Source organism: Planomicrobium soli, assembly GCF_003014655.1.
In the GTDB taxonomy this organism is placed as follows: domain Bacteria; phylum Bacillota; class Bacilli; order Bacillales_A; family Planococcaceae; genus Planococcus; species Planococcus soli_B.
The window spans coordinates 23,288-36,414 of the sequence record NZ_PYAT01000011.1; the positions used below are offsets into that span (position 1 = coordinate 23,288).

Genomic DNA, 13,127 nt, shown 5'->3' on the forward strand with positions numbered 1-13,127 from the left:
TCACTCTTTCTTTATTGTGATAAAGTGATTGAATAATAGTATCATAGATAAGTTTCATAATGAATAGAATAAAATGACAATTTAGAAATTATGCTTTATTATGAATTCGTCAGCATCTATTGAAAACGTTATCAATAGCTATATATTGCATACTGCCTTAAACTCGAAATAATTTCGAAAGAAGAAAAGAATTTTTAAAAATTTGATTATCTTTATAGCTTGCGAACCTTTTTTGTTTACATTTTCTCGCGAGGAGGTACGTGAGTAGGATAGTAATTTTTCAAAAGGAGGAATTATAAAATGGAAGGCAAACACTATATTAATGGAGAATGGTCAACTTCAGGAAACGGTGTCATTGATGTGATGAATCCTGCAACCGGGGAAAAATACGGCACAGTTCCCAATGGCGGCGAGGATGAAGCAACAGCTGCAGTTGAAGCCGCTTCCGCCGCTTTTGCATCCTGGTCAAAAACAACCGTCTACGAACGGGCTTCCCTCTTAATGAGGTGGCACGATCTCTTAATGGAGCATAAACAAGAAGTAGCAGAGATCATGACAAAAGAAATGGGCAAACCTTTAGCTGAGTCGATTGGGGAAATTGAATATTCCGCTTCATTTATTTCCTGGTTTGCGGAAGAAGCAAAACGTTCATACGGACGGCTTGTGCCGGCAACAAAAGAAGGAAAACGGATCCAAGTCCTAAAACAGCCGGTCGGTATAGTGGTTTCCATCACACCGTGGAATTTTCCTGCTGCGATGATGGCCAGAAAAATGGCTCCTGCTTTAGCCGCTGGCTGCACATTTGTAGCCAAACCTGCAAAACTGACGCCACTAACTGCTGTGCGCATGTATGAACTGGCAGAAGAAGCCGGTTTTCCAAAAGGTGTCATCAATTTAGTGACCGGAAGCGCGAGTAAAATCGGCAAAGTTTTCACGAGCCACCCTGCTGTCCGGAAGTTGACCTTTACAGGTTCTACAGAAATCGGCAAAGAATTGATGAAGCAAAGCGCTGAATCTATGTTGAATCTATCATTGGAACTTGGAGGCCACGCGCCAATCATCGTTTGCGATGACGCCAATATGGATTTGGCGGTTGAAGGCGTCATGGCGTCAAAATTCCGTAACGCCGGCCAAACTTGTGTGTGCGGAAACCGTATTTATGTTCAGCGGACAATCATAGAAGAATTTTCAAAACGGCTCCAAGAAGCAGCCGCTAAGCTAAAGGTCGGAAATGGCATGGATGAAGGGGTTCAAATAGGGCCGTTGGTCGACCAAGATGGTTATGAAAAATCAGAACGTCATGTAAAAGATGCGGTGGAGAAAGGCGCGAAAGTTTTAGTTGGTGGAGATGGAAAAGCGGAAAATGGCGCATTCTTCTATAACCCGACTGTACTGATCGATGCCACACCAGATATGCTTGTAATGCATGAAGAAACATTTGGTCCAGTGGCGCCAATTATGGCCTATGACACAGTTGAAGAAGCCGTACAACTTGCGAATGACACAAGATTCGGCTTGGCAGCTTATTTCTTTACGGATAGCTTATCCCGTGGAACTTATATCTCCGAAAACCTTGAATACGGCATTGTCGGCTGGAACGATGGCGCCCCTTCTACCGCACAAGCTCCTTTTGGCGGAATGAAAGAAAGCGGCATTGGACGGGAAGGCGGACAAGAAGGTTTGGAAGCCTTTTTGGAAACCAAATACGTTTCGATTAAATTATAAGAGATTAGAAAAAGGGGTACAGGAGATTTATTCCTGTACCCCTTTATTTTCTTTAGATTACTTTTTCATTAACTTGAATACCTGAAGAAGATGGGCGCGTAACAAGGCATTCGTAATTGAGGAACTGTTTTTTCAATTTATCGCCTATTTCTCTTTCCTGCCCTTTTGGAACAGCGATAAACAATGAGGGCCCGGCTCCGCTAATGGAAGAACCATATGCCCCATTTTCCCTGCAAGCTTTTCGAATCTTATCAAAATCTGCGAATCGGCTTTTGCGGAAAGGTTCGTGAAACTCATCCCTTTCCATCATCTTGCCAGCTATACTCCAGTCCCCTTGTACAAGTGCCGCTGATAAGACGTTGCTTGCTGCACTTCCGCGAACTGCCACTGGATACTCCAGTGAAAGAGGCAACAGGTTTCTTGCTTCAGTAGTCAAGAATTGCTCAGGCGGCACTAGAATGATTACGCCAATTTCCGCTTCCGGAATATGCACCACTTCCAGGTCTTCTTCTTCAAAATAAGAGATTGTTAAACCTCCTAGGAAAGAGGCTGATATATTATCAGGATGGCCTTCCATTTTTGTGCCGATTTTCACTTTTTCTTGCATAGACAAGCTGAGGCCCAGTAACCGGTCGGCTATCTCAATGCCAGCAGCAATGGCTGATGCACTGCTTCCGAGCCCTCGGCCAAGGGGGATGTCCGTGTCGACAAGCAGTTTGGCAGACGGGAGCTCATGGCCGGATTCTTCGGCCACTTTTTTTGCCGCTGCCAAAATCAAATTGTTGGAGGGGTCCGATAGACCTTGATAGTCATGTTGTTTATACTCAATGGACCATTCATCGGCTTTTTGGACATCTACCGTCAAATGCAAGTCGAGTGCAAGCCCAATCGAATCAAAGCCTGGTCCCAAATTGGCGGTTGAAGCCGGTACGGTCACAGAAAACTCTTTCCAGCTCATAGCTTGACGCCTTCTTTTAAAGTTTGCCAGAAACGCTCCATATCTTCAGGTACGAGCTGTGCTTTATGTTCATTGACCGAAATAGCAGTTTCCGGATCTTTCAGGCCATTGCCTGTAAGTATCGCGACTACAGTAGAGCCTTTTTCCACTAAGCCGGCTTCCACTCTTTTTTTCAGCCCCGCGATTGATGCACATGATGCCGGCTCTGCAAAGACGCCTTCGTAAGATGCCAGCATTTGATAAGCTTCCAATATTTCTTCGTCTGTGACAGCCAAGATCGAACCGTTCGATTCTTCTAACGCATCCAGAGCCAATTGCCAGCTTGCAGGATTGCCGATCCGAATGGCAGTAGCCACTGTTTCAGGGTTTTCCACAACAGCGTTGTTGACGATTGGAGCCGCTCCTGCTGCTTGGACGCCGAGCAAAGAAGGGCGCTTGCTGTTATATTTTGCGGCATATTCACTAAAGCCTTTCCAATTGGCTGAAATATTCCCGGCATTGCCGACCGGCAATGCAAGAACATCCGGCACGCTCCCAAGTTGGTCGATGATTTCAAAAGCAATGGTTTTCTGTCCTTCCAAACGGTACGGATTGACCGAGTTGACCAATGCAATGCCTGCTTCCTGCCCCACTTCACGGACCATTTTCAACGCTTCGTCAAAATTGCCTTTAATCGCTAAAATTTCCGCTCCGTACATTTTCGCTTGCGCCAGTTTGCCAAGCGCAATGCGCCCTTCCGGTATGACAACGATGGTCCGCATGCCCGCTCTTGCCCCATAAGCTGCTGCAGATGCTGATGTATTGCCGGTAGAAGCACAGACCAATACAGTTTTCCCTTCTTCTTTCGCTTTTGCCACCGCCATGACCATGCCGCGGTCTTTAAAAGAGCCTGTCGGATTAGCACCTTCCAATTTCACATGCAGGCTGATTCCCCATTTTTCGGATAGTTTCTCTAGATGCACGAGCGGCGTATTGCCTTCTTGAAGCGTTAATGCAGGGGTTTTTTCCGATACCGGAAGCCACTCTTTATAATGTTCGATCAGTCCTGGCCAATTCATGTAGCACTCTCTCCTTCGATTCTGTAATGACTGATGACGCTCGCCATGCTCTTAATGTCTTTGATGACCTTTAAGTGTTGCTCGCGTGAAATTCTGTGAGTCAATAAAACCAATTCCGCCTGGTCCTCATTTTCAGCAGGATGTTGCATAACTGATTGGAGGCTTGCTCCGTGCTTGCTGTAGATTGCCGTCAATTGTGTCAACACGCCGACTTGGTCGTTGACGAGCAGTCGATGCAAGTATTTGGCGAAACATGATTTGTCTTCCTTGATGACAAGGTCATGCTGTGCTGCATGCAGGCGCTTGCCGTTCACTTCAAGCAATAGATTGCGGCAGGCTGCTATAATATCTGAAACTACTGAAGTTGCAGTAGGCAATGAACCTGCGCCCGGTCCATATAGCATTGTTTCCCCGACAGCTTCTCCGTGTATGTATACGGCATTGAATTCGTTATTGACAGAAGCTAATGGATGCAAATTTGGCAGAAGAATCGGTTCAACAGCCACTTCAATGCCATCTTCGTCTTTATTCGAAGAGCCGACCATTTTAATCGTATAGCCGAATCCTTCTGCAATTTGAAGGTCGCCAGCTTGAATCTCTTTCATCCCTCTCACTAACACGTCCTCTAACCGTACTTCTGTGGAGAAAGCTAGCGAAGACAAAATGACCATTTTTCGGGCCGCATCCCAGCCATCCACATCGGATGAAGGATCCGCTTCTGCAAACCCAAGTTCAGTTGCTTTTACCAGCGCTTCTTCGTAACTCATATTTTCTTGTTTCATTTTGGTTAAGATGAAATTTGTTGTCCCGTTGACGATTCCCATTAACCCCGCAATCCGGTCAGACGCCAAGCCATCTTCCAACGTCCGGATAATCGGGATGCCTCCTGCCACACTAGCTTCATAGAACAAATCGCATTTTTTCTCATCCGCTAATTTCAATAACTCATGGCCATGTTCAGCCATGACGTCTTTGTTGGCCGTTACGACTTGTTTGCCTGCACGCAAAGCGTTTTCAATCGCTTGTTTTGCGCCTTTCATGCCCCCCATTACTTCCACAATGATGTCCAAAGAAGGATCGTTTATCACTTCTTCGATATCAGTTGTAAAAATACTGGAATCCAAAGGAGAAAGACGCTCTTTTGTTGTATCCTTTATTAGAACTTTTTTAATGGCAACTTGGACCCCTAATTTATGCCGCAAATCTTCTTGATGCTGCTGCAAGATTGTAGCCACTCCACTGCCGACCGTTCCTAATCCTAATAATCCAATTGAAATTTCATTGCGCATTGACGACTCCCCCTAAAATTTGTACACTGTGTAAATACAGTTGTTCGTTGCATAGAGACATTATAGTATTGTCTCTCAATTAAAACAACCCTTTAGAAATTACATTAGATGGGATTTGATAAGATGAAAGTAAGTAAATTTGGCGGAACTTCTCTCGCAAGCGCCCCGCAACTTAAAAAAGTCGCTGCTATCATTCAAACAGACAAGTCCAGAAAAATTATTGTCGTTTCTGCGCCAGGCAAGCGGTTCGACACTGATATTAAAGTTACTGACCTGCTGATTTCCCTTTCTTCTGCTGCTCTTTCCGGAGAAGATGTTGAGAAACCGCTTGGTTTAGTAGTGGAAAGATACAAGCAAATAGCAGGCGAATTGAATCTTGGACAAGGCATACTAAAAACGATTGAAAGTGATTTTATAGACAGGCTCTCCTATGATATGGCGAATCCTGTGTTATTCACAGATCAATTAAAAGCGGGAGGAGAAGACAACTCTGCCAAGTTGCTGGCTTCTTATCTTAATTCACTTGGCCTGAATGCTGAATATGTCAATCCGTCAGAAGCCGGTCTTGTTCTGACTGATTTTCCACAACGAGCATCTGTAATGCCGCAATCTTACGAACGTTTGTCTTGTTTGGCTGCTAAAGATAGCATCAGCATCTTCCCAGGGTTTTTCGGATTTACTGAATCCGGAGTGCTTCGGACATTTGAGCGCGGCGGCTCAGATATCACCGGATCGATTTTGGCAGCAGCAATAAAAGCTGAGTTGTATGAGAATTTCACAGATGTGGATTGCGTTTTTGCAGCCAATCCGAAAATTGTTGATAATCCCATTGAAATTCAGCAAATGACCTATCGGGAAATGCGGGAACTTTCCTATGCCGGCTTTTCCGTTTTTCACGACGAAGCCTTAATGCCAGCATTTAAACAATCCATACCGGTATGCATCAAAAACACGAACAATCCGGATGCTCCCGGAACAATGATTGTAGCGGATCGGCAGTATTCCAAACGGCCTGTGACAGGAATTTCCGCCGACAGCGGGTTTTCTACTCTTTACGTAAGCAAGTATTTGATGAACCGGGAAATCGGTTTTGGCCGGAAGCTGTTGCAAATTCTGGAAGATGAAGAAATATCCTATGAACATATACCGTCCGGAATCGATAATCTTTCCGTCATTTTACGCAATCATCAATTGACGCCCGCAAAAGAAGCGCGAATTCTTGATCGTGTGAAACACGAATTAGAAGCAGACGATGTCCATATACGCGGTGACTTCTCAATGGTGGTGCTTGTCGGGGAAGGCATGCATAATACCGTTGGACTAGCCGCAAGAGCTACGGATGCCATTGCCCGGACAGGCGCCAATATTGAAATGATCAACCAGGGATCGTCCGAAGTCAGCCTGGTATTCGGCGTTTTGAAACAAGATGAAAAGAAAATCCTTAAAGAACTGTATAAGGAATTCTTTTCCGCAGTTTATAGTTACTAAAGAACCGCTTGAGGAAATCCTCAAGCGGTATTTTTTTAGAAGGCTATTTGTATATGTTATCAGAAAGTTGTGGTATTATGTTGCTATTCTGGAAGGAGGAGAAAAAATGACAGGAATTATCAAAGCAAATCCGAAGTTGTACGTGATGGACAACGGTACGTTGAGTATGGACAAGAACTATTTGATTTCCATGCACAATCCGGCTAGCAGAGAAAATCCGAATCCGCCTAGTGAAATGGCCACCTTTCCCGTTTATACAGTTTTGATTGATCATCCGGAAGGCAAGATATTGTTCGATACCGCCTGCAATCCGGAATCGATGGGTCCAAACGGCAGGTGGGGCAAGGCAACCCAGTCACTTTTTCCAATTGATATGCCTGAAGAATGCTATTTACACCATCGTTTAGAAGAACTGAATGTCCGCCCTGAAGACATCAAATACGTTGTAGCTTCACACCTTCACCTAGACCACGCAGGATGTCTCGAACTTTTCACCAATGCGACGATCATCGTTCATGAAGATGAACTGAACGGAGCTCTGCAAACTTACGCCCGCAACCAGAAAGAAGGCGCCTACATATGGGGCGATATTGATGCTTGGATAAAAAACAACCTTCAATGGAAGACAGTCAAACGGACCGAAGATGGCTTAAAGCTGGCGGAAGGCATCCAACTTTTGAATTTCGGCAGCGGCCATGCTTGGGGCATGCTCGGACTTCAGATCAATATGCCGGAAACCGGCGGCATCATCCTTGCTTCCGACGCCATCTATACAGCAGAAAGCTACGGCCCGCCAGTCAAACCGCCAGGAATTTTATACGATTCTGTCGGCTATAATGCCACCGTGGAAAAAATCCGCCGAATTGCCAACGAAACAAATTCCGAAGTCTGGTTCGGCCACGACGCAGATCAATTCAAGAATTTCCGGAAATCGACAGAAGGCTATTACGAATAACGGAGGTCGGAATGGATGAGTTTCTCTAAGCTGGTATTTGCCCCTTTAAGCTATACCGGATGGGGCGCGCTTGAACAGCTATTGCCGGAAGTCGGCAAATATACGCCAAAAAAGATTTTGGTTGTAACCGATCCGATGCTTGCAAAAATCGGGTTGACAAATCGGGTGACCGAGCCATTGGAAAGCGAAGGTTATAAGACGACCATATATACAGATGTCGTTCCCGAACCACCGCTTCAAACCGGCGAGAATCTAGTTGCATTTACCCGAGAGAATGGTTTTGATATGGTCATTGGCGTAGGCGGAGGCAGCGCGCTAGATCTGGCAAAACTCGCCGCCGTGCTTGCCACCCATGAAGGGCCGGTAGCAGACTATTTGAATCTGACAGGATCGCGCAGTGTTGAAAATAAGGGGTTGCCGCTTATTTTAATCCCTACCACTTCCGGTACCGGTTCTGAAGTGACCAATATCGCTGTACTTTCCTTGGAAACGACAAAAGATGTTGTGACGCACGATTTCCTATTGCCGAGTGTTGCCATAGTCGATCCGGAATTGACTGTTTCAGTGCCGCCGAAAGTTACTGCAGCTACCGGCATTGATGCCTTGACCCATGCTGTAGAAGCATATATTTCTGTGAATGCAAGCCCTGCTACTGACGCATTGGCGTTGCAGGCTATTCGCCTGATTGCGCGGTCCCTGCGAACCGCCGTTCAAAATGGCGAAGACAAAAGAGCCCGAACCGATATGAGCCATGGCAGCTTTTTGGCCGGTCTGTCTTTTTTTAACGCAGGTGTTGCAGGCGTCCATGCACTAGCTTATCCGCTTGGCGGCCAATTCCACATTGCACATGGCGATTCAAACGCCGTTCTTTTGCCTTATGTCATGAGCTATATTCGTAAAAGCTGCGAAACACGTATGGCAGATATTTTGGACGCCCTTGGCGGAAATTCCAGTTTCATGTCAGATGAAGAAGCTTCCTATAAATGTGTCGACGAACTAAAGCGCATTGTCCAGGACGTCGGAATTCCTTCGACCTTAGCAGGATTCAACATACCGGAAACGGCGCTCGACAGCTTGACTGCTGATGGCGTCAAGCAAAAACGGATTTTAGCCAGAAGCCCTCTGCCTTTGCATGAAGCCGATATCCGAAAAATTTACCAATCGGCTTTTAACGGAGTGGTTACAGAACCCGATTAATTTAAAGAGCCCTGGATCGCAAAGCGATCCAGGGCTCTTCTTATGACCAATTGTTCATGACCGGCCCTTCTTCTCCAAAAACTGGATCTTTTTCAGGCAATGGAGCATCTAAAATAGCTTCCAGTACACCAGGACGCTCTTCCTGCTCTCCCGTTTTGAGATCCGGCTCCGCGCCGTTTGGATACGCACCTACCACCTGAAAGTCATTACTTGCTGAAAGTCTTTTATGTCCGGTCCCAGCAGGCAGCACCAATACATCCCCTATTTCCACATCAAAGGTTTGACCCGCTTCTCCGCCTAGCTGGATTTTAGCAGAACCCGATTTCACACCCAGTACTTCATGCGTTACGCTGTGGTAATGGTGGTAATCAAAAACACCATCTGTCCAGCTGTTTGTCCAATTGTTTCGATTGAAGATCGATTCAATTTCGCCAGGATTTTTGTTGAAAGCCCCCGTATAGATGATAACTGGCAACGTAGGGTTGTTCGGAATTCTACCATCATCTTCAAAATGGTGAAAACTAGCATTTTCCATTTTTTGATCACTCCTTTTTATATAGAAGGTTTCCCCGACAACTGCCCATTCAAACAGAAGTAACGTTTGCAATGGAGCCTTAGGAACTTTGCTGCTTGTACCGTTTCAGAAAGTATTTCAGCTTAAACTGAAATTATTTTAACTGGAAAAGGCATATTTTCTCTAGTATTGAAAAGTTTTTATTCGTTCAGCAATGCTTCCGATAAAGAGGTTTTTCTGTAGGTCAAGTAGAAGAAAACATATGAATAAGTCATACACGGAGGTGCACAGCATGAAACCGTATGTATTGGACTTTAATGAGATTGACAAAACTCACCTTTCTTCCGTTGGCGGTAAAGGAGCAAACTTAGGAGAAATGGTAAAAGCCGGTTTTCCAGTACCTCAAGGATTTTGTGTCTCCACTCTGGCATACCGCACTTTTTTGCAAACCAGCACCATGATGGAGCATTTTTATGAAGAGCTCGATAAACTTCATTTTGATGACTTACAGCAAATCAGCAGCCTAGCACGACAGATCCGAGAACACCTTGCATCCCTCGCCATGCCGGAAGAAGTAAGGAATTCTATTGTTTCTTCCTGGCAAGCAAAAGGAAAGGACAAAGCATATGCTGTACGCTCCAGTGCAACTGCTGAAGATTTGCCTTCCGCTTCGTTTGCCGGCCAACAAGATACGTTCTTAAATATTATCGGACAAGAAGCGCTTATAAAGGCTATTCAGGATTGCTGGGCTTCTCTATTCACTGACCGTGCTGTTTCTTATCGTGCGAAAAACGGATTCGGACACCGCTCGGTTTTTCTATCCGTTGTAGTGCAAGAGATGATTTCCCCAGAAGTATCTGGCATTTTGTTTACAGCAGATCCGATTACCGGACACCGCCATACTGTTGCTATCGATGCCAGCTATGGACTTGGTGAAGCTTTAGTCTCAGGAATTGTTACGGCGGATCTGTACAAAGTTCGTGATGGGCAAATCATCAGTAAGCAAATTTCTAAAAAAGAGTTGGCTGTCTTTTCCCAGCCGGAAGGCGGAACAATAACAAAAACACTTTTCCCGTCGTTGCAAGAAGCTCAAGCGTTAACAGATTCTCAAATAACGGAGCTTGCGGCTATCGGCCAACAGATTGAAAACCATTACGGATCTGAACAAGATATTGAATGGGCTTTAGCAAACAATCAATTTTTCATTCTTCAAAGCCGGCCAATTACATCGCTGTATCCCCTGCCATCTGTTGCTGATCAAGATTTCCACGTCTATATCAATTTTGGCTATATCCAGATGATGACCGCCCCGATGAAACCTTTAGCGATTTCGCTCCTCAGCAACGTGACTGACTTTTTAGTTCCTACTCCTGCCAACTCCAACGAACGGGTTTTTCGTGAAGCAGGTGGAAGAGCTTTTGCCGATTTCAGCCAAGCCCTGTCCCTCCCTCCTATGCGCAGTCGGATTTTAAAGCTATTGGGAGGCATGGATAATGCGATGGCATCCGCTTTATTGGAAGCTACAGGACGAACAGCATTCGAGCGAGTAACCGTGTCGAAAAGAACCGTGGCCCGCACTGTTATCAGAGTCATGCCCCATGTTGTTCCAGTGCTTATAAAAGCCGTGAATAATCTTCTATTCAAAGACCCGGCAAAGGCAAACAATAAGGCAAGTCTGTTTATCGACAAAAAGGTCAAAGAACATGAGTATATACTTTCCAGGCTATCCGGTGCTGAGCGTGCCCGTTTTATCCGGCGCAGCATGCGACGGATGTTTCCAGATATCCTAACCAAAATAGTGCCGTATATTATTGGCGGGATGCTTTCTTCCAGCAGGCTTGAAGATAAGTTAAAGCAGAAATTTGGAGAAGCAGAAGCCTCAGTCCTGCTCAGCAAACTATATAAATCCTTGCCGGGCAATGTGACTACTGAAATGGGAATCGAGCTAGGTGACCTGGCTGACCATGCTAGGAATTATCCAGAACTGATTGCATTATTGCAAACTAATGGCAGCCGCAGCTTTTATAACCAACTATCAAATGTTCCAGGCGGCTATAACTTCAAATTGGAACTTGACCGTTTTTTGTCAAAATACGGCTCGCGCTGTGTGGGGGAAATCGACATCTCAAAACCACGCTGGATTGAAGATCCCGCTCAGCTCTTGCCATCCATCACCAGCAATATCCAATCCATGAAATCTGGTGAGCACCGCCATAAGTTTCATCATGGGCAAATAGAAGCGGAAGAAGCTGCCCGGTACATTTTGTCGCACTTTCGTCCTTTTGAAAAAAGGCATGTTTCCCGCTTATTGAAAGTGTACCGGTATTTGATGGGCATGCGTGAGCACCATAAATTCGCTCTAATCCGACTCATGTATCTTTACAAGTGTTCCATGCTTGAAGATGCACAGATTCTAGTTGAAAAAGGGGTGCTGCAAAAACCGGAAGATATCTTCTATTTAAATTTGGAAGAGTTTATCGTCTTGCTGGAAAATAGCAACGCTATGCTCATAAAAGGCACGATAGAAGCCCGGGAAAAGAAACATCAGTTGGCTCATAAATTAAATTCTCCCCGCATTTTAACAAGTGAAGGCGAAATGCTAAACGGCAAGCGGGTAAATTTGAGCGGCCCAGCTGGAGCATTAGTTGGTTCAGGCGTATCCGCTGGTGTTGTCGAAGGTCGAGCTAGGGTCGTCCTGCAGCCGGAAGATGCCAATATTGGTCCTGGCGATATTTTAGTAGCTCCTTTTACCGATCCGGGATGGACGCCATTATTCACATCGGCGGTTGGATTGGTCACAGAAGTCGGGGGCATGATGACGCACGGATCTGTTGTAGCGCGGGAATATGGGATACCAGCTGTGGTAGGTATTGATGGCGCAACTCAAGCTATAAAGGACGGCGATTGGGTTCGGGTAGATGGAACACATGGTTTTGTAGAAATCATCACTAGCAGATAATGCTGGTATTTTTAAAAGGTCATTTGCCCATTCAGTTAGTACGTGCTCTAAAAAAGGCTGCCTGAATCCAAAACCATTCGGATTCAAGCAGCCTTTATTGTTTTTCGATATGTTACGCATCTAAAGTTGTTCCGCTACTATACCCCTGAATAAGCGAGAAATCCTCCATCAACAGGTACTGTAACACCCGTTACAAATTGAGAATATTCTTCATCCAGAAGCCAGAGCATAGTGCCAACTAAATCAACCGGTTTACCAAACCGCTTCATAGGTGTACTGGCCATGATTTTTTCAGATCTTGGCGTAAGAGAACCATCTGGTTTGGTCAGCAGATCTTTGTTTTGAGCTGTTAAGAAAAATCCTGGCGCAATTGCGTTTACACGCAGGTTTTGTTCTGCAAAATGAACAGCCATCCACATGGTGAAATTATTTATAGCCGATTTGGCAGCACTATAAGCTGGCACTTTTGTCATTGGAGAAAATGCACTCATGGAAGATATATTTAAAATTACAGGAGCGTCCCTCTTTAATAGTTCTTTTCCGAACACTTGGCTGGCAAGGAAAGATCCAGTGAAGTTGCTTGCAAATACTCGGGAAAATCCATCTTCTTGTAAATCGAAAAATGATTTTCCTTGCGCTTCGCCGTCATGGATTTCGGTGTCCGTAATGGCATCCGGATGATTTCCGCCTGCTCCATTGATTAAGATATCGATTTGTCCGTAAGCTTCTAATATCCGGTCTTTTGCACGCTCCAAAGAACCGCGGTCTAATACATCAGCGGCAACTGCTATAGCTTCTCCACCTTGCGCCTGAATTTCTTCTGCTACGTCTTTCCCTTTTTCTTCCGTACGGTTCAAAATAGCGACTTTTACGCCTTGTACGGCTAGCTGCCTTGCCATTTCAGAGCACAACACACCGCTTCCACCCGTAATGACAGCTACTCGCCCTGCAAGATTTTCATGAGAAGAAAACATAAAATCCTCC

General features: G+C 45.3%; 10 protein-coding genes. 5 read left to right on the top strand and 5 right to left on the bottom strand.

What is annotated here, in order from left to right; all coding sequences use genetic code 11:
* Window positions 1–300: 300 nt before the first annotated feature.
* The gene (locus B0H99_RS13560; RefSeq protein ID WP_106534227.1) at window positions 301–1,725 is read left to right on the top strand and encodes an NAD-dependent succinate-semialdehyde dehydrogenase; all 1,425 of its coding nucleotides are present in this window, start codon (window positions 301–303) and stop codon (window positions 1,723–1,725) included.
* 52 nt (window positions 1,726–1,777) lie between these two features.
* On the opposite strand, the gene thrB is transcribed toward B0H99_RS13560, so the two are convergent.
* Genes thrB through B0H99_RS13575 form a run of 3 tightly spaced genes read right to left on the bottom strand, consistent with a single transcriptional unit; the run spans window position 1,778 to window position 5,030 of the window.
* Window positions 1,778–2,683 (bottom strand): homoserine kinase, encoded by a 906-nt coding sequence (thrB, locus tag B0H99_RS13565; RefSeq protein ID WP_106534228.1) that lies wholly within the window; start codon window positions 2,681–2,683, stop codon window positions 1,778–1,780.
* The gene (gene thrC / locus B0H99_RS13570) at window positions 2,680–3,741 is read right to left on the bottom strand and encodes a threonine synthase (RefSeq protein WP_106534229.1); all 1,062 of its coding nucleotides are present in this window, start codon (window positions 3,739–3,741) and stop codon (window positions 2,680–2,682) included. The genes thrB and thrC overlap by 4 nt, the downstream gene beginning before the upstream one ends.
* A complete protein-coding gene (locus B0H99_RS13575) occupies window positions 3,738–5,030 on the bottom strand; it encodes a homoserine dehydrogenase (protein ID WP_106534230.1) in 1,293 nt (430 codons plus the stop codon). The genes thrC and B0H99_RS13575 overlap by 4 nt, the downstream gene beginning before the upstream one ends.
* 123 nt (window positions 5,031–5,153) lie before the next feature.
* Here B0H99_RS13575 and B0H99_RS13580 point away from each other — a divergent pair, with 123 nt between their 5' ends.
* The 3 genes from B0H99_RS13580 (at window position 5,154) to B0H99_RS13590 (ending at window position 8,670) form a co-directional block, all read left to right on the top strand.
* Window positions 5,154–6,518, top strand: coding sequence for an aspartate kinase (locus B0H99_RS13580; RefSeq protein ID WP_106534231.1), 1,365 nt, complete (start codon window positions 5,154–5,156; stop codon window positions 6,516–6,518).
* A gap of 106 nt (window positions 6,519–6,624) precedes the next feature.
* The gene (gene ahlS, locus B0H99_RS13585) at window positions 6,625–7,473 is read left to right on the top strand and encodes an AhlS family quorum-quenching N-acyl homoserine lactonase (RefSeq protein WP_106534232.1); all 849 of its coding nucleotides are present in this window, start codon (window positions 6,625–6,627) and stop codon (window positions 7,471–7,473) included.
* Window positions 7,474–7,488: 15 nt separating this feature from the next.
* On the top strand, window positions 7,489–8,670 hold the full coding sequence (locus B0H99_RS13590; RefSeq protein WP_106534233.1) for an iron-containing alcohol dehydrogenase: 1,182 nt from the start codon (window positions 7,489–7,491) through the stop codon (window positions 8,668–8,670).
* 40 nt (window positions 8,671–8,710) lie between these two features.
* Here B0H99_RS13590 and B0H99_RS13595 read toward each other — a convergent pair whose 3' ends face one another.
* Entirely contained in the window at window positions 8,711–9,205 is a 495-nt protein-coding gene (locus B0H99_RS13595) for a hypothetical protein (RefSeq protein ID WP_106534234.1), read from the bottom strand.
* Between the two features lie 271 nt (window positions 9,206–9,476).
* On the opposite strand from B0H99_RS13595, the gene B0H99_RS13600 reads away from it, so the two are divergent.
* Window positions 9,477–12,143: a phosphoenolpyruvate synthase gene (locus tag B0H99_RS13600; protein WP_106534235.1), complete on the top strand. Its 2,667-nt coding sequence runs from the start codon at window positions 9,477–9,479 to the stop codon at window positions 12,141–12,143.
* Between the two features lie 137 nt (window positions 12,144–12,280).
* Here the strand turns inward: B0H99_RS13600 and B0H99_RS13605 are convergent, their stop codons facing one another.
* Entirely contained in the window at window positions 12,281–13,117 is an 837-nt protein-coding gene (locus B0H99_RS13605; RefSeq protein WP_106534236.1) for an SDR family oxidoreductase, read from the bottom strand.
* Window positions 13,118–13,127 lie beyond the last annotated feature (10 nt).